The organism is Amycolatopsis cihanbeyliensis (genome assembly GCF_006715045.1).
Taxonomy (GTDB): domain Bacteria; phylum Actinomycetota; class Actinomycetes; order Mycobacteriales; family Pseudonocardiaceae; genus Amycolatopsis; species Amycolatopsis cihanbeyliensis.
This window is the reverse complement of sequence record NZ_VFML01000001.1, coordinates 2,946,977-2,962,547: the sequence shown is the minus strand read 5'-3', so window position 1 is coordinate 2,962,547 and position 15,571 is coordinate 2,946,977. Positions and strand designations below refer to the sequence as shown.

Below are 15,571 nucleotides of genomic sequence, written 5' to 3'. Positions count from 1 at the left end.
GGCTACCCGCGGCACGGAACACGCATTCCCGGCAGGTGACGATGGCACGCAGGACGGTACCGGCGACTCTGGACCGGTTTTTCAAGATCAGCGAACGTGGCTCGACGCCAGGCACGGAGATCCGCGGGGGGCTGGTCACCTTCGTCACGATGGCCTACATCATCGTGCTGAATCCGCTCATCCTGGGCAGCTTCTCGGCCGAGGACACCGGGGCCAAGACCGATGCCTTCGGCGACATCCTGCCGGTGGGCCAGGTGGCCGCGGTGACCGCGCTGGTCGCCGGGGTGATGACCATCCTGTTCGGCCTCGTCGCCAACTACCCGTTCGCGATGGCCGCGGGGCTCGGCATCAACGCGCTGGTGGCGGTGACCATCGCGCCGCAGATGAGTTGGCCCGCGGCGATGGGGCTGGTCGCGGTGAACGGGCTGGTCGTGCTGCTACTGGTGGTCACCGGGGTGCGCACGATGGTGTTCAACGCGGTGCCGCCGCAACTCAAGGCGGCCATCGCGGCGGGGATCGGCCTGTTCATCTGCCTGATCGGCCTGGTCGACGCCGGTTTCGTGCGCCGGATCCCGGACGCGGCGGACACCACGGTCCCGGTCGGGCTCGGTATCGACGGCTCGATCGCCTCCTGGCCGACAGCGGTGTTCGTGGTCGGCTTGATCATCACCGGCATCCTGGTCGCCAGGAACGTCAAGGGCGCGATCCTGCTCGGCGTGCTCGCCGGGACGGTGCTGTCCATCGTGGTGGAGGCGATTGTCGAGGCCGGACCCTCGCAGGGGGTGAACCCCAAGGGCTGGAACCTCGCCTACCCCGCGCTGCCCGAGGACGTCGTGAGTGTCCCGGACCTCTCCCTGGTCGGCGAGGTGTCCTTCGACGCCTGGGCGCAGGTACCTGCGATCACCGCGGCCCTGCTGGTGTTCACCCTGGTGCTCACCGACTTCTTCGACACCATCGGCACCATGACCGGGCTCGGCAAGGAGGCCAACCTGATCGGCAGGGACGGCAAGCTGCCGAGGGTGGGTAAGGCGCTGTTCGTGGACGGTCTCGGCGCGGTGGCCGGCGGCGCGGCCTCGTCCAGCTCGAACACGGTCTTCGTGGAGTCCGCTTCCGGCATCGCCGAAGGCGCGCGAACCGGCCTCGCCAACCTGGTCACCGGCCTGCTGTTCCTGGCCGCGATGTTCCTCACCCCGCTGTACGAGGTGGTGCCGATCGAGGCGGCCGCGCCCGCGCTGGTGGTGGTCGGCGCGCTGATGATCCGGCAGGTCGCCGAGATCGACTTCCGGGACTTCTCGATGGCACTCCCGGCCTTCCTGACCATCGTGGTCATGCCGTTCACCTTCTCCATCGCCAACGGGATCGGTGCGGGCTTCGTCAGCTTCGTGCTGCTGCGCGCGGCCACCGGCAAGGCGCGCCAGGTGCACCCGCTGCTGTGGATCGTGGCCGCCGCCTTCGTGGTCTACTTCGGCATCGGGCCGATCGAGGCCGCGCTCGGCTGATCGGCACGGACACCGGGTGGCCAGATTCACCCGGATGAGGCTCAGATCGTAAGGTATGCTAACGATATGTCGGAACGCGTGCCTGAGCGATCGCTGGCCAGCCGGCTGCGGCTGGCCGTGGTGCGCCTCAACCGCAGGTTACGGGCGCAGCGTACCGACGAGGACGTCTCGCTCACCCAGCTCTCGGCCCTGTCCACGCTGCACAAATGCGGGGCGCTCACCCCGGGGCAGCTCGCGGGCAAGGAGGGTGTCCGACCGCCCTCGATGACCAGGGTGATCAGCGCACTGGAGGGGCTGGGCTACGTCGAGCGCAACGCCCATCCGACCGACGGCAGGCAGGCGATCGTCGCGCTGTCCGCGCGGGGGCTGGAGCACGTGCACGCCACCATCTCGGCGCGCGAGGCCTGGCTGGACGAGCAGCTCACCAAACTGAGCGACGAGGAACGCGCCGTGCTCGCCGAGGCGGCGGAGATCATCGACAGAATGGCGGAGCAGTAACACACAGATGCCGAGTACACCGGGTAGCGCGCAGGCCGATCCAGGACTAGCCGCTACCCGGGAACCGGCCGCGGGCTCCCGGCCGCGGTGGGGCACTTTCTCCTCGCTGCGGGTACGGAACTACCGGTTGTTCTTCACCGGCCAGGTGATCTCCAACATCGGCACCTGGATGCAGCGCATCGCCCAGGACTGGCTGGTGCTCACCCTCAGCGGGAACGATCCGATCGCGCTCGGGCTGGCCGTCGCGCTGCAGTTCACCCCGATCCTGCTGCTGTCCTTGTGGGGCGGCGTGCTCGCCGACCGGGTGGACAAGCGGAAGCTGCTCATCGCCATCCAGGCCGGCACCGGGGTGCAGGCCGTGGTGCTCGGCCTGCTGGAGGTGACCGGGCTGGTCACGCTCCCGCAGGTGTACGTGCTGTGCTTCGTGCTCGGCTGTCTCGCCGCCCTCGAGGTGCCCACTCGGCAGTCCTTCGTCGCCGAGATGGTCGGCAAGGACCAGGTCGCCAACGCCGTGGCGCTGAACTCCTCGATCTTCAACATGGCCAGGATCGTCGGCCCGGCCGTGGCCGGGTACGTGATCATCTGGGTGGGCACCGGCTGGCTGTTCCTCGCCAACGCGGCGAGCACGCTGGCGGTGATCGCCGCGTTGGCCATGATGAATCCGGCCAAGCTGTTCCGCGTCCCCGCGCTCGGCCGCGGCAAGGGCCAGCTACGTGCGGGCCTGCGTTACGTGCGTGGTCGCCGCGACCTGAGCATCCTGATGGTGCTGGTGTTCTTCGTCAGCACCTTCGGGATCACCTTCTTCACCTCGCTGGCGATCGTGGCGGCCAAGGTGTTCGGCACCAAGGCCGACGGCTACGGCCTGCTGTCCACCCTGCTTGCGGCGGGCACGTTCACCGGCGCGCTGCTGTCCGCCCGGCGTGGCTCCCGCGGCCGTCCCCGGCTGCGCCTGCTGCTGGTCTCCGCGTGCGCGCTCGGCACCATCGAGTTCGGTGCCGCGTTCATGCCGACCTACCTCGCGTTCGGCATCGCCCTCGTACCACTCGGTTTCGCCACCATCACCTTCCTGAACACGGCCAACGCCCTGGTGCAGACCTCGGTCAGCCCGGAGATGCGCGGTCGGGTGATGGGGCTGTACGTCCTGGTGCTGGTCGGCGGCAACCCGATCGGCGGTCCGCTGACGGGCTGGATGGCCGACGTGTTCGGTGGCCGCTCCCCGTTCTTCATCGGCGGGACCGTCTCGGTGCTGGCCGCGGTGGTCTGCGCGGCCCTGCTGGCGCGGTCGCGGCGGCAGCGGTAACTCGATCGGGTGAGATCGCGTTCTCTTCCGCCACGCCCTTGCTTCCGTGATTCAGGTTAGGCTAACCTCATTCTTGTCCGCTTCGTGGTGGGAGCGGCAGTCAGTTCGGGAACGGGCGGGGCCCCGCGGCCGGGAGACCGGCGGCGGGGCCCCGTTCACGTGTGCTCCGGCCGGCGGCACCGACCGCGGGTGCCGGGCGCGCGGAAACGGGGCCCTTCCCGAGGGAAGAGCCCCGCTCGAGCGTTCGTGGTGTTCAGCTCAGCAGCAGCCCGTTGCCGCCGTTGCGGGCGTTCTCGAACCGCTTGCCGATCTCCTCCCAGTTGAAGACGTTCCACAGCGCCTTGACGTAGTCCGGCTTCACGTTCTTGTAGTCCAGGTAGAACGCGTGCTCCCAGACATCCACCAGCAGGATCGGCTGGGTGGGCAGCACCAGGTTGTTGTGGTGGTCGCGCAGTTGCTGGGTGATCAGCGTCTTGCCGATCGGGTCCCAGGACAGGGCGCCCCAGCCGTTGCCCTGGATCGTGGTGCACACCGCGGTGAACTGTGCCTTGAACTTGTCGAACGAGCCGAAGGCGTCGTCGATCGCGGCCGCGAGCTCACCGGTCGGCTTGTCGCCGCCGTTGGGGGACAGGATCTTCCACCACACCACGTGGTTGGCGTGCCCGGCGAGATTGAACGCCAGCGTGGTCTCCAACCCGACGATCGAGCCGAAGTCGTCGGCCTCGCGGGCCGCGGCAAGCTTCTCGAGCGTGTCGTTGGCACCCTTGACGTAGGTCGCGTGGTGCTTGCTGTGGTGCAGCTCGTTGATCTCGCCGGAAATGTGCGGAGCCAGGGCGCCGTAGTCGTAGTCGAGATCCGGAAGCTCGTACCGGGCCATCAGCCCTCCTCTTTAGTTTCGACACAAAGTCTGTTGTCTTACCCAAACCTAGTAGCAGCGGTGTGGCCCGGCGAACCGGGGACACTTTTCGGCACGGCGAAGAATTCGCTGTGTCCTCCCGAAAAACGGGCCCCTGCTTCCGTGTCGATCCTGCAAGTTCGAGTCCGGTTGAGGTCAACGTGATGTTGCCGGAACCACAGCTTCCGCGAGTTCGGTGAGTACGTCGATGTTCAGCTCGAACGCGGTCAGTGTCTCCGCGATGATGCGTTCCCGCTCGGCCGCGTCCCAGCCGGCGGTGTTCAGCAACTCGCGATAGCGCCCGCGGAACGCGCTCGGGCTGCCCAGTGTGCTGAAGTCGTAGAACAGCGCGCCCGCACCCTCCACCCCGTAGGTCTTGCGCAGCAGCGACCGCACCACCTGACCGCCCGCGAGGTCGCCGAGGTAGCGGGTGTAGTGGTGCGCGACGTAGCCGCCCGGCCAGTCGAAGGCCACCGCGTGCATTCGCCGCACGTAGGTCTTCGTCGCCTCGACCGGGTGTAGCCGCGCCTCCCAGTCCGGACCGAGCAGGAACTCCAGGTCCGCCCGCAACGCGGGCATCCTGCGCAGTTCGTCGATCACGAACGGCGCGCCGACCGGGTCGTCGGCCATGGCGTCGCTGGCCTGCTCCAGCGCCTGGTAGATGAAGTAGTACTGGGCCGCGAGCTGCGCGTAGCCGTGCAGGCTCAGCCTGCCTTCCAGCAGCGCGTCCATATAGGCGGAGTGGTGCGCGCGGTCATGCACCTCGCGAGTCGACTCGCGCAGGGTCCGGGCGAACGTCGTGGACTCGTCGAGGTCCGGCGAGGTTGCTGCCGTCGGTGCTGCCATGGGGACACCCTCCGTCGATATGACAACCTGTCAGAAAGAGGGTACGGCAGATCTCGTGGTTAGGCTACCCTAAATTCGATCCCGGCTGGGGTTCGCGCCGACCGCCCGTAGCACGAACCGCACCGCGCCTTCGATCGCCTTGTCCAACTGCTCCGGCGGCACGTCGACCACCTCGCGGCTGGCCAGTGCCGCGCTGATCATGGGAACCAGCAGGTCCGGATCCTCTCCGGGGAGGCAGCCCTGCCGCACCCCCGCGGTGACGATCTCGCGCAGCTTCTCGGTGATCGGGTCCGCGTGCGCGGCCACCTTCCGGTAGGCGCTCGGCGCCAGGGTGGAGGCGAGCGCGTTGCCGGGCGGCAGGTGGTAGTCGGCGAGGGCGCGCAGCTGAAGCCGGACGAAGGCCTCGAGCTTGCCGATCGGGTCCGTCGCGGCCGCGACCGCCTCGGTCAGCCTGGCCACGTACCGGGTCGCCTCGTCCTCGACGAAGGCGATCAGCAGGTGCTCCTTGTCCGGGAAGTGGTTGTACATCGCGGTCCGGCCCAGCTTGGCCTCGGCGGCCACCCCGGACAGCGTGATCGCGTCGAAACCCCGCTCGTAGAGCTGGTTGCGCAGTGCCTCGAACACCCTGGCCCGCACCTGCTCGCGGTGCGCGGCGAGGGAACCTCCGATGATCTTTGGCATGCGCGAGACCTCCCACCGGGAACAGGTAGGCGCCTATGGTCTCACTCCACCGGCCACTCGTGTACCGGCCGCTCCGATCGGGAGAGCTCCAGGTAGCGCGCCAGCATCCCGGCCAGTGCGGTGTCCCGGTCGATGCCGCGTTCCTGTGCCCGCGCCACCGCCTGCCGCTGCCAGGTCGATCCGGTGCGTTTGGCCAGGCAGCGTTGCTCGATCACCCCGAGATAGCGGGCACTGGCCTGCTCGGACACCTCCGACCGCCGCAGCCCCTCGTAGGCCAGCGGCAGCAGCACGCGCAGGGCCAACTCGTCCGGCGGGAGCCAACCGATGCCCGGCCAGTACAGCTGGGCGTCGAACCCGTTGCGCGCCCCCGCGTACAGGTTCTCCTCCGCGGCCTGGAAGGACATTTGAGTCCACACCGGACGGTCGGCTTCGGCCAGGGCCCGCTGGGCGCCGTAGAAGAAGGCGGCGTTCGCCATCATGTCCAGCACGGTCGGTCCGGCGGGCAGCACCCGGTTCTCCACCCGCAGGTGCGGTTTCCCGTCCACCACGTCGTACACCGGGCGATTCCACCGCCAGACGGTGCCGTTGTGCAGGCGTAGCTCGGTCAGCTTCGGGGCCAGCCCGGACTCCAGCGCCTCGATCGGGTCCTCGGAGTCGGTCTCCGGCAGCAGCCCGGGGAAGTAGCGGACGTTCTCCTCGAACAGGTCGAAGATCGAGGTGATCCAGCGCTCGCCGAACCACACACGTGGCCGCACACCCTGGTTCTTCAGCTCTTCCGGACGGGTGTCGGTCGCCTGCAGGAACAGCGGGATCCGGGTCTCGTGCCACAGGGCCTTACCCAGCAGGAACGGGGAGTTGGCGCCGAGCGCGACTTGGATGCCCGCCAGGCACTGGGCCGCGTTCCAGTGTGCGGCGAACTCTTCCGGCGGCACCTGCAGGTGCAATTGCATCGAGGTGCAGGCCGCCTCGGGCAGAATCGACTCGGCAAAGCTGCGCAATCGTTCGGGCTGCTGGCCGGCGAGGCCCGCGCCTTCCATGGAGAGCACGGTCCGCTCACCGCGCGCCGCGAAAATCTCGTCGTTCAGTAACGAGTATCTGGCATTGTTGGTCAACCATTTCTGGTCGAAGTGTTCCCGGACGAGCGTGGGCAGGATCCCGATCATCGCCACCGAGGCTCCCGCGGTCCGCGCCTTACCGCCGGCGGCTGCCAGGTAGTCCCGCAGCTCGTCTTCCAGTCGCAGCGCCGAATCGCCTGCCAGCGGGCGGGGCGGGACGTTCAGCTCGAGGTTGTGCTGGCTGAGCTCGGTGGTGAACGAGGGATCGTCCAGTGCCTCCAGCACCGCGGCGTTGCTCATCGCGGGCCGCATGGTGTCGTCCACGAGGTTGAGTTCTAGTTCGAAGCCGATGTGCTTGCGGGGAAAGGAAAAACTGCCGTCGGACAGCATGCGTGCCAGGGTGTCCAGGCAACGCTGTACCTTACGCCGGTACTTTCCGCGATCGCGTGGCTTGAACGGATCCGACAACAGGTCCTTGCCCATGGCGTGTCCCCGTTCTGCTCGGCCATAACTGACGCGCCTTTTGTTCTCGCGGAACTGCCGGCGGACAACCGTGACACAGGGTTTTCCCCTACGGCTAGCGGCCAAACTGGTGCCGTCCGTCACCGGTGTCTAACTTTGTGCGACCGTGCCGTGTGCACCGCGCGGTGGCCCCGCGCGTTCGGAGTAGCGCGGGCTCCCCGCGGGAGCGGGTGACACACTCCGGCGGTGGCACGCGAGGTTTTCATCGACGACTCCGGCGACGAGCGGCTGACGGATTTCCGCGATCTGACCACCGCCGACCGGCGTCCGGACCGGCCCGGTGGCAGGGGTTTGGTGATCGCCGAAGGCACCGTGGTGGTACGGCGGTTGCTCGAGTCGCCGTACCCCGTACGGGCGCTACTCGGAGTAGAACGCCGCATCCGCGAGCTGGCGGGTGATCTTGCCGGAACGGCGGCGCCCGCCTATGTCGCGTCCGCGGAGACCATGGCCGAGGTGGTCGGTTTCCACCTCAACCGCGGGGTGCTGGCGGTCGCCGACCGGGTGCCGAGACCACCGGCGAGCGGGATCGCCGCCGGGGCACGGGCGCTCGCCGTGCTGGAGGGGGTCGGCGATCACGAGAACCTCGGCGCGCTGTTCCGCAACGCGGCGGCGCTGGGCGTGGATGGGGTGCTGCTCGGCTCCGGGTGCTCGGATCCGCTGTACCGGCGCAGCGTGCGGGTGTCGATGGGGCATGTGCTGCGGGTCCCGTTCGGCACCCTCGACCCGTGGCCGTGCGGCCTCGAGCAGTTGCGTGCGCAGGGGTTCCGGATCGCGGCGCTCACCCCGCGCGCGGAGGCCATCGAGCTGCGCGCGCTGCGCGACCGGCGACCGGAGCGGGTGGCGTTGCTGCTCGGCTCGGAGGGGTACGGGCTGTCCGAGGCGGCGCTGGCCGCCGCCGATCTGGCGGTCCGCATCCCGATGGCCACCGGGGTCGATTCGCTCAACGTGGCGACATCCGCGGCCGTGGCCTTCTACGAGATGGGCGTTCCGTGAGTACATTGATGCCTCGTGGCCGGGAGTCGGGCGATCAACGGAGGCCTTCACGTGGAGTTGCGGGTCCAGGGCGAGCGGGTGGTGCTGGCCGGATACGACGCGGACACCGAGTACCCGGACGGGGTGGTCGGCGCCGAACTGACCGAGGCGCTCCAGGAATGGGCTCGGGTCGCGGCAGCCTTCATCCGGGCAGGCACCGGTCCCGAGGACGAGGCGGCCGCGGTGGTGTCGCAGCGGGGCAGGCAACTCGCCGCGCGGGTCGCGGGCACCGTCGGTGAGCCGGTGAACTACGTGGATCCGGTGACCGCGACCGAGCAGCTCGTCCACCCTCCGCGCAATGGCGGGGTGACCGTGCTGGCCCGCCGGTTGCTCGGGGGCGATCCGCAGGGCACCGAGCCCACGCCGTGGGGGACCGGCCTGATCGTCGCCGCGTTCGTCGGTGTGGTGGTGGCGGTGGCGATGCTCGCGCTGACGAGCACCCTGGCCGCCGAGACCACGAACTGGCTGACCTTGGGTGCGGCGGTGATGGTGACCGCGGGCCTCTCGCCGTCGTTGTGGCTCGCCCGCAAGCTGCCGATCGTGCGGTGGGTCGTGCTCGGAGCCGCCGCCGGGGTCGCCTTCTCCTGGGTCGGCGTCCTCGCGATCGTTCTCTAGTACTACAGGGGAAAGTTGCCCACGTGGACGGCCAACCCGGTTACCGGAGTCGCCAACTCGGTTACGCGAACAGCAAACTCGGTTACCTGGACGGCCAACACGGTTACCTGGACGGCCAACACGCCGGGCTCAGCCCCTGTAGTACTAGCGGGCCGTAGCCAGCCTCCTGCCCAGCTCGGTGAGTTGTTCAGTGGTCAGCGCGGGCGGAACGGACCCGTGTTCGTCCTCGGAGTCGATCCAGCTACTCGTCCATATCAGGTAGGTCGGGTAGCCGGTCCGGTAGATCTCGAGCTGTTGGTAGGCCGGTCTGTCGGCCGGCGCGGATCGGGGCGGGAGCTGGAGCACGATGTCCGGGGCCAGCCGCAGGCGCCACGAGTCGCACACCAGGTGACGATCGGCCTCCGCCGCGGCATCGTCGTACGCCCGGGAAGCCCGCATGCCGATCAGGGCCGTTGTGCCGACCGGTGCCGTATCCAGTACCACCTCCGTGAGCACCGAACCCCTTGGGGGGTACTTCTCGTATTCCAGTTCGAGGAGTTCGAGGTGAGTGTCCGGCAGGGTATGGCGCACGAGGGTGCGAAACTCCGCGCTGGAGATCACCTTCGGGGCGAGTGCCGGTCCGTGCAGACCGGGTTCGGTGGTCTCGATGCCGCTGTACGGCGGTGGTAACTCCCCGGGGCGCGTGCAGGACACGCTGTCGTCCACCGGCTCCCAACCCGGTAGCCCCCCTGGCCGGGACTCACCGCGTTGCAGCCCGGACGCGGCCGGCACCCGCTCGGCGGTACCGGAGCCTTCCGGCTGGAGCGCAGCGACCCCGGTGCCGAGCCCGCCGATCAGCGCGATCACCGCCGCGGCCGCACCCATACGCTGGTAGCGCAGGCGGCGCCGGCCACGGGCGAGTATCGCGTCCAGGACCTCCTCCTCCGCCGCGGCGGCCGGCCGATGGTCCTCGCCGATACGGCGTAGCAACGCCCTCAGCTCGTCGTCGAACATGGCCGACCCACCGCCTTCCCCTCGAGTTCCCCGAAAAGTCCCTGGTAGCGCTCCCGCAGCGCATCCAGGCCGCGGGAGGCCTGGCTCTTGACCGTGCCCACCGAGCAGCCCAGCACCTTGGCCACCTGCTCGAGGGACAGGTCGTAGCCGAACCGCAGCAGCACCACCGCCCGTTGCCGCGGTGGCAGATCGAGCAGCGCGGCGTGCAGCGGTTGCCGCTCGACCTCGGTCAGGTCCGCCGCGATCGCCACCTCCGGCGGTTCGGCCATCACCCGTTCCCTGCTCCGACCGCGGCGCCGGTTGTCGAGAAACAACCTGGTCACCACCGTGCGCAGGTAGGCGTCCGCGGTGGCCTTGCGGACCTTGGGCCAGCGCGGGTAGATCCGTACGAACGCGGCCTGCGCGATCTCCTCGCTCTCCGCCCGGTTGCCGCACAGGGCATAGGCGTACCGGCACGCCATGTCGAACCGGTGCTCGAAGAACTCGGCGAACTCCCGGTCCCGTGCCGATCGTGACTGCACCCCGCTCCTTGCTCCTTCGTGCGGCCACCACATCCGTGGCTCTCGACTTACTACGCGCGAGGGCCGCGAGATGTTGAGACCGCTGGGAAGAATGATCGAAATTATGGCTGCCGTCACACTCCGCAACCCTGCCCGGCTGGTGGCCGTACGCCCGCCCCGCCCGGAAAGTTGAGTCCCGCAGGCCACAACAATGCCGTCCTGGCCGGCGTACCGGGGGCATGAAACGTTTCCGAGCAGCCACAATGGGGGTGTCGGCGCTCTGTCTCGCGCTCGCGTCAACCAGCTGCGCCACGACGCTCTACTCGCGGCAACCCGCCGCGCAGCCACCTGAACCGCCCCTCTCCAGTGCGGCAGGGCAACCCGATCAGTCACCTTATGTAATCGACCCCTCGACCGTGGTCGAAGCGGTGCGGGCGGCCGCCCCCGCGGTCACTCCCGGCCTGGTCGTCTTCGACCGGGAGAGCGAGGTGCGGCTGCTGGAGGCCAACGGCGGCCGACGGTTCCGGGCCGCCTCGCTGACCAAGCTCCTGATCACCATCGAAGCGCTGGACAGGGCTGGTGGCCGGAACGCTCGGATCGACGGCAAGCTGCGCCGGATGCTGGCATCCAGTGACGACGGCATCGCCAGTGACCTGTGGGTGGAGTACGGCCGCGGCGCGATCGTGACCAGGACGGCGCGGCGTGTCGGGCTGTCCGACACCAGCCCGCCGCGAGACCCCGCCCGCTGGGGCGACACGCTGACAACCCCGCGGGACGTGGTGCGGACCTATCGCTACGTCCTCGAGGAGCTGCCCGCGCGGCAACGCGAGCTGATCGTGTCCGCGCTGGCCACGGCGCGCCGGATCGCCGCGGACGGCTGGAACCAGCACTTCGGTATCCCGAGCGGCATGTCGCTGCGCTGGGCGGTGAAGCAGGGCTGGTCGGACAGCCCGGACAACAACGTGGTGCACAGCACCGGCCTAGCCGGCCCGGGCTGGCGGTACGTGGTCGTGCTGCTCACCGAAGCGCCTGCGGGCACCCGCTGGACCCCGCTGCGCGCCGCGGTCACCGCCGCGGCCTCGGCCATCGAACCGCTGCTGCCCAGCGCGTGACCCGGTCGTCAGCGCGCGGTCAGCGGGCGGTGCGCGGGCGCGGGGAGCCTCGCCCCTACGAGGAGAGGAGATCCCGAATGACCGACACCACGCCCGCCGAGCCCGCGGCGCGCCCGATACCGACCGAACGCCGTTGTCCCTTCGACCCGCCGGAGGAGGTGGGGCGGCTGCGTGCCGAGCAGCCGATCAGCAGGCTGGCCTACCCGGACGGCGCGCAAGGCTGGTTGGTGACCGAATACGCCACCGCGCGGCGGCTGCTGGCCGACAGCCGGTTCAGCTCGCGGCTGGAGCTGCAGCACTCGCCGATCCGCACCCCGGAACCGGAGCCCACGCCGCCGGGGATGTTCATCTTCATGGACCCACCGGAGCACACCCGGTACCGGAAGCTGCTCACCGGCCAGTTCACCCTGCGCCGGATGCGCCAGCTCGAACCGCGGATCGCCGAGTTCGCGGAGGGGCTGCTGGACGAGATGGAACGGCACGGCGCACCGGCCGACCTGGTGCGGCACTTCGCGCTGCCGCTGCCCTCGCTGGTGATCTGCGAACTGCTCGGTATCCCGAGCGAGCAGCGGGAGTTCTTCCAGCACTACACCGCGGAGATGGTCCGGCCGGATCTCTCCCCCGAGCAGTCCGCCGAGATCGACCGGGTGGTGTTCGGGTTCCTCGGCGAGTTGGTCGCGCGCAAGCGGGCCGCGCCGACCGACGACATCCTCAGCGGGCTGCTGGTCGAGGACGAGCTTTCCGACGACGAGGCCATGGGGATGGTCACGATCCTGCTGGTTGCCGGGCACGAGACCACCGCGAACATGCTCGGTCTCGGTACTTTCGCGCTGCTGGAGCACCCCGAGCAGCTCGCGGCGCTGCGCGCCGATCCCGGGCTGATCGACGGCGCGGTCGAGGAACTGTTGCGGTACCTGAGTATCGTGCAGTATGAGATCAACCGCACCGCCTTGGAGGACGTGGAGCTGGACGGGCAACTGATCAGGGCGGGGGAGCCGGTCACCGTGTCCCTGCCCGGCGCCAACCGCGACCCTGCTCGGTTCGACCGGCCGGACGAGCTGGACGTCACCGCCTCGCAGGCACGGCAGCACCTGGCCTTCGGGCACGGGGTGCACCAGTGTCTCGGCCAGCAGTTGGCCAGGGCGGAGATGCGGATCGGGTACGCGGCCCTGGTGCGCCGCTTCCCAGGTTTACGCCTGGAGGTGGCACGGGAAGATGTGCCTATGCGGACAGATCGCGGTATCTATGGGGTGCACCAGTTGCCCATTAGTTGGTAGGAGGATCGACGATGAAGATCGAGGTGGACAAGGAGGTCTGCTGCGCGGCTGGGATGTGTGCCCTCACCGCGCCGGAGGTCTTCGATCAGGACGAGGCCGACGGGACCGTGATGCTGCTCGAACCGGCCCCTGCCGCGCAGCACCACGCGGCGGCCAGGGAGGCGGCCGAGCTGTGCCCCTCCGGCGCGATCACCGTGAACGACGACGGCGGGTGACCCGTTACCGGCGAAGGATGCGGTGAACACAGTGACGCGGAGCGTCTCCGTCTGGGTGGTGACGGAAGACGGGTGAGACGGTCACTCGCCGCAATGGGCTGACGCGGAGTAGGAGTGTGCATGACCTCGACCCTTGACCGGACCACCGGATCCAGCGGTGGAACGAAGCCGATTCTGGAGGGCAGGGCCGGTGTCGTGCGGCAGGTAGCGGTGTACGTGTTCATCGGGTTGCCGTTCCTCGCGTTGCTCGCCGCCGTACCGTTCCTCTGGGGCTGGGGGCTCAGCTGGCTGGACATCGCGTTGGCGGTCGGGTTCTTCTACCTGACCGGGCTCGGCGTGACCGTGGGGTACCACCGATACCTGACGCACGGCTCGTTCAAGGCGACCCGGCCGATGCGAATCGCGCTGGCGATCGCCGGCAGCATGGCAGTGCAGGGCCCGCCGATCACCTGGGTCGCCAACCACCGCAGGCACCACGCCTTCGCCGACCGGGAGGGCGACCCGCACTCGCCGTGGCTGTTCGGCACCTCGCCGCTCGCGGTGCTCAAGGGGTTCTGGCACGCGCATATCGGCTGGAACTTCAGCCGGAACCTGACCAACAAGCAGCGGTTCACCCCGGACCTGCTGATAGACAAGGACATGGTCCGGGTGAACAAGCTGTTCTGGCTGTGGACGGTGCTGACCCTGCTGCTGCCCGCCGTGATCGGCGGGCTGGCCACCTGGTCCTGGTGGGGGGCGCTGACCGCGTTCTTCTGGGCCGGGCTGGTCCGGGTGGGGGTGCTGCACCACGTCACCTGGTCGACCAACTCGATCTGCCACATGATCGGCGAGCGGCCGTTCAAGAGCAGGGACAAGGCGGCGAACTTCTGGCCGCTGGCCGTGCTCTCCTTCGGCGAGTCCTGGCACAACCTGCATCATGCCGACCCGACCTGCGCCCGCCACGGTGTGCGGCGGGGCCAGATCGACACCTCGGCCAGGCTGATCTGGCTGTTCGAGAAGTTGGGCTGGGTGTCCCACGTGCGCTGGCCGACATCGAAGCGGGTGGCCGCACTGACCCGCGACTGACCGGGCGGGTCCCGGACGCCCGGTCAGTCACCGCGGTGTCTGCCCGCCTCCTCGCCGTCGTCCTCCTCGCCGTCGGTGGCTTCTTCGTCGTCCTCCGTGGCGTCGGTGGCCTCGGCGGAGGACTCCGAGTCCGCCGCGGCTTCCGCGGCTTCCGGCTCCTGGCTCGGCGGTGTGAAACCGAACTCGTCCCGGATGGCGGCGAAGATCGGGGTTCCCCCGTGCTCGGCGGTGGCCTCGTCGATTGTGCCCATCGTTGTCCTTCCCTCCCCACACGGGAGGCACGACGCCCGCGAGCCACGGCCCCACGCGGCACAAGCTGGCGGGGGTACCCCCATGCGGTTCTTCCGCGGTGGCGGGTCCCGTCCCCACGCCCGGCCACCGCATCGTGTGTAACCGGAAGTAATACTACCTACCGACGGTGAGGGGTCGATCAAGCACCGACCCTCCACGGGTCGGGAAGGGCGCGCAGCCCGCTCCTAGCCGCGTTGTGAGCGGACCCCGAGCAGGACGTCCTCCCAGGCAGGTACGACGGGGTGATTCTTCTTACCCTTCGCAGGCCGGGGTGGCGGTGCCTGGCTCGGCTGCCGGTCCGCGCCGGTGTCCTCGGTCGGCACCTGCGGGAGCTCGGTGGTGTCGTCCTCCTCCGGCTCCGGGATCGGGGCTTCGATCACCGTGCCGCCGGAGGCGACCGCACCGCCCGCCGTGCCGTAGTCCAGCATCGGCTGCTCGGCGTCCGGCTCCTGCTCGGCCTGCCCGATCGAGCGCAGCGTGCGTGGCGCGCGGTTGGCATGCGGGTTGAGCAGGTCCTCGGCGAGCTCGTCCAGCGCGGCCACCGTGCCGCCGTGTGCTCCCGGAGCGAAGGACCAGTGGGCGCGGTTGTCCGAACGGCCGGCCTTCCAGTGCAGGCAGACCACCCACTTGCCGTCCTCGCCGCGCCAGGAGTCCCAGCCGGCCTGGCCGTAGTCCTGCCCGAGTACGCCGAAGGAGTGCGCGACCACCTCGCCGAGGGTCTGCACATCCGGCCCGTCCTCGCGCACCGGGTGCGCTCGCTGGGCGAGTTCGGCGGTACGGGACCGCTCGAGCAGCACGGGGTAGGCGAAGCGCTCGACCCGCTGCACCGGAACGCCGGCGGTGGTGGCCACCTGCTCGACCGACTCCCCTGCGCGGATACGGCTCTGGATCTCGCGTGGACGCATCTGGCTCTCCAGCTCGATTTCGATCTGGCCGAGACGGGTCACGTCACCGCGCGCGGCCGCGCGCAGGCGCTCGTCGGCCGGTAGTAGGAAGCGCTCACGGCGTGCCGGGTCTTCACACACGATGGACTCGCCGTCCTCGTGCAACCCGACTACCCGCAGCGCTCGCATTGCTCCGCCTCCCGACCGGGAGGGTTGTGCACATCCAGGCGACGGGGGCCGCCCGGAGCTTGCGGAGGGTGGCTCGTGGCGCCTGGATCCGACGCGAAGCAT

The 15,571-nt window shown here is 69.3% G+C and carries 17 protein-coding genes; 9 read left to right on the top strand and 8 right to left on the bottom strand.

Annotated elements, in window-relative coordinates:
* The first annotated feature begins 41 nt into the window (after positions 1-41).
* The 3 genes from FB471_RS13110 (at position 42) to FB471_RS13100 (ending at position 3,297) form a co-directional block, all read left to right on the top strand.
* Positions 42-1,499: an NCS2 family permease gene (locus FB471_RS13110; protein WP_141998225.1), complete on the top strand. Its 1,458-nt coding sequence runs from the start codon at positions 42-44 to the stop codon at positions 1,497-1,499.
* Between the two features lie 66 nt (positions 1,500-1,565).
* Positions 1,566-1,997: a MarR family winged helix-turn-helix transcriptional regulator gene (locus FB471_RS13105; protein ID WP_141998223.1), complete on the top strand. Its 432-nt coding sequence runs from the start codon at positions 1,566-1,568 to the stop codon at positions 1,995-1,997.
* Between the two features lie 7 nt (positions 1,998-2,004).
* On the top strand, positions 2,005-3,297 hold the full coding sequence (locus tag FB471_RS13100; RefSeq protein WP_141998221.1) for an MFS transporter: 1,293 nt from the start codon (positions 2,005-2,007) through the stop codon (positions 3,295-3,297).
* Positions 3,298-3,550: 253 nt separating this feature from the next.
* Here FB471_RS13100 and FB471_RS13095 read toward each other — a convergent pair whose 3' ends face one another.
* The 4 genes from FB471_RS13095 to FB471_RS13080 all read right to left on the bottom strand — a co-directional run bounded on the left by FB471_RS13095 (position 3,551) and on the right by FB471_RS13080 (position 7,257).
* Positions 3,551-4,174 (bottom strand): superoxide dismutase, encoded by a 624-nt coding sequence (locus FB471_RS13095; protein ID WP_141998219.1) that lies wholly within the window; start codon positions 4,172-4,174, stop codon positions 3,551-3,553.
* A 174-nt stretch (positions 4,175-4,348) separates the two neighbouring features.
* The gene (locus FB471_RS13090; protein WP_141998217.1) at positions 4,349-5,038 is read right to left on the bottom strand and encodes a biliverdin-producing heme oxygenase; all 690 of its coding nucleotides are present in this window, start codon (positions 5,036-5,038) and stop codon (positions 4,349-4,351) included.
* A 69-nt stretch (positions 5,039-5,107) separates the two neighbouring features.
* Positions 5,108-5,719, bottom strand: coding sequence for a TetR/AcrR family transcriptional regulator (locus FB471_RS13085; protein WP_141998215.1), 612 nt, complete (start codon positions 5,717-5,719; stop codon positions 5,108-5,110).
* 41 nt (positions 5,720-5,760) lie between these two features.
* Positions 5,761-7,257 (bottom strand): glutamate-cysteine ligase family protein, encoded by a 1,497-nt coding sequence (locus tag FB471_RS13080; protein ID WP_141998213.1) that lies wholly within the window; start codon positions 7,255-7,257, stop codon positions 5,761-5,763.
* 225 nt (positions 7,258-7,482) lie between these two features.
* Between FB471_RS13080 and FB471_RS13075 the strand changes: the two genes are divergently transcribed.
* Together FB471_RS13075 and FB471_RS13070 are read left to right on the top strand one after the other, a co-directional pair.
* The gene (locus FB471_RS13075; RefSeq protein WP_141998211.1) at positions 7,483-8,289 is read left to right on the top strand and encodes a TrmH family RNA methyltransferase; all 807 of its coding nucleotides are present in this window, start codon (positions 7,483-7,485) and stop codon (positions 8,287-8,289) included.
* Positions 8,290-8,340: 51 nt separating this feature from the next.
* Positions 8,341-8,943, top strand: a complete 603-nt coding sequence (locus tag FB471_RS13070; RefSeq protein WP_141998209.1) for a DUF2537 domain-containing protein — start codon at positions 8,341-8,343, stop codon at positions 8,941-8,943.
* 144 nt (positions 8,944-9,087) lie between these two features.
* On the opposite strand, the gene FB471_RS13065 is transcribed toward FB471_RS13070, so the two are convergent.
* On the bottom strand, positions 9,088-9,936 hold the full coding sequence (locus tag FB471_RS13065) for a hypothetical protein (RefSeq protein WP_141998207.1): 849 nt from the start codon (positions 9,934-9,936) through the stop codon (positions 9,088-9,090).
* Positions 9,918-10,457, bottom strand: a complete 540-nt coding sequence (locus FB471_RS13060; protein ID WP_246076384.1) for a SigE family RNA polymerase sigma factor — start codon at positions 10,455-10,457, stop codon at positions 9,918-9,920. The genes FB471_RS13065 and FB471_RS13060 overlap by 19 nt, the downstream gene beginning before the upstream one ends.
* 395 nt (positions 10,458-10,852) lie before the next feature.
* On the opposite strand from FB471_RS13060, the gene FB471_RS13055 reads away from it, so the two are divergent.
* The 4 genes from FB471_RS13055 (at position 10,853) to FB471_RS13040 (ending at position 14,105) form a co-directional block, all read left to right on the top strand.
* Entirely contained in the window at positions 10,853-11,548 is a 696-nt protein-coding gene (locus FB471_RS13055; RefSeq protein ID WP_141998203.1) for a serine hydrolase, read from the top strand.
* A gap of 77 nt (positions 11,549-11,625) precedes the next feature.
* Positions 11,626-12,825, top strand: a complete 1,200-nt coding sequence (locus tag FB471_RS13050) for a cytochrome P450 (RefSeq protein WP_141998201.1) — start codon at positions 11,626-11,628, stop codon at positions 12,823-12,825.
* An 11-nt stretch (positions 12,826-12,836) separates the two neighbouring features.
* Entirely contained in the window at positions 12,837-13,040 is a 204-nt protein-coding gene (locus tag FB471_RS13045; RefSeq protein WP_141998199.1) for a ferredoxin, read from the top strand.
* A gap of 120 nt (positions 13,041-13,160) precedes the next feature.
* Positions 13,161-14,105, top strand: a complete 945-nt coding sequence (locus FB471_RS13040) for an acyl-CoA desaturase (protein WP_141998197.1) — start codon at positions 13,161-13,163, stop codon at positions 14,103-14,105.
* A 23-nt stretch (positions 14,106-14,128) separates the two neighbouring features.
* On the opposite strand, the gene FB471_RS13035 is transcribed toward FB471_RS13040, so the two are convergent.
* Together FB471_RS13035 and sepH are read right to left on the bottom strand one after the other, a co-directional pair.
* Positions 14,129-14,356: a hypothetical protein gene (locus FB471_RS13035; RefSeq protein ID WP_141998195.1), complete on the bottom strand. Its 228-nt coding sequence runs from the start codon at positions 14,354-14,356 to the stop codon at positions 14,129-14,131.
* Between the two features lie 225 nt (positions 14,357-14,581).
* Positions 14,582-15,469, bottom strand: a complete 888-nt coding sequence (sepH, locus tag FB471_RS13030) for a septation protein SepH (protein WP_141998193.1) — start codon at positions 15,467-15,469, stop codon at positions 14,582-14,584.
* Positions 15,470-15,571 lie beyond the last annotated feature (102 nt).

Coding starts and splice junctions, on each gene's coding strand:
- FB471_RS13110 (WP_141998225.1), top strand. CDS start 42: ATGGCACGCAGGACGGTACCGGCGACTCTGGACCGGTTTTTCAAGATC.
- FB471_RS13105 (WP_141998223.1), top strand. CDS start 1,566: ATGTCGGAACGCGTGCCTGAGCGATCGCTGGCCAGCCGGCTGCGGCTG.
- FB471_RS13100 (WP_141998221.1), top strand. CDS start 2,005: ATGCCGAGTACACCGGGTAGCGCGCAGGCCGATCCAGGACTAGCCGCT.
- FB471_RS13095 (WP_141998219.1), bottom strand. CDS start 4,174: ATGGCCCGGTACGAGCTTCCGGATCTCGACTACGACTACGGCGCCCTG.
- FB471_RS13090 (WP_141998217.1), bottom strand. CDS start 5,038: ATGGCAGCACCGACGGCAGCAACCTCGCCGGACCTCGACGAGTCCACG.
- FB471_RS13085 (WP_141998215.1), bottom strand. CDS start 5,719: ATGCCAAAGATCATCGGAGGTTCCCTCGCCGCGCACCGCGAGCAGGTG.
- FB471_RS13080 (WP_141998213.1), bottom strand. CDS start 7,257: ATGGGCAAGGACCTGTTGTCGGATCCGTTCAAGCCACGCGATCGCGGA.
- FB471_RS13065 (WP_141998207.1), bottom strand. CDS start 9,936: ATGTTCGACGACGAGCTGAGGGCGTTGCTACGCCGTATCGGCGAGGAC.
- FB471_RS13050 (WP_141998201.1), top strand. CDS start 11,626: ATGACCGACACCACGCCCGCCGAGCCCGCGGCGCGCCCGATACCGACC.
- FB471_RS13045 (WP_141998199.1), top strand. CDS start 12,837: ATGAAGATCGAGGTGGACAAGGAGGTCTGCTGCGCGGCTGGGATGTGT.
- FB471_RS13040 (WP_141998197.1), top strand. CDS start 13,161: ATGACCTCGACCCTTGACCGGACCACCGGATCCAGCGGTGGAACGAAG.
- FB471_RS13035 (WP_141998195.1), bottom strand. CDS start 14,356: ATGGGCACAATCGACGAGGCCACCGCCGAGCACGGGGGAACCCCGATC.
- sepH (WP_141998193.1), bottom strand. CDS start 15,469: ATGCGAGCGCTGCGGGTAGTCGGGTTGCACGAGGACGGCGAGTCCATC.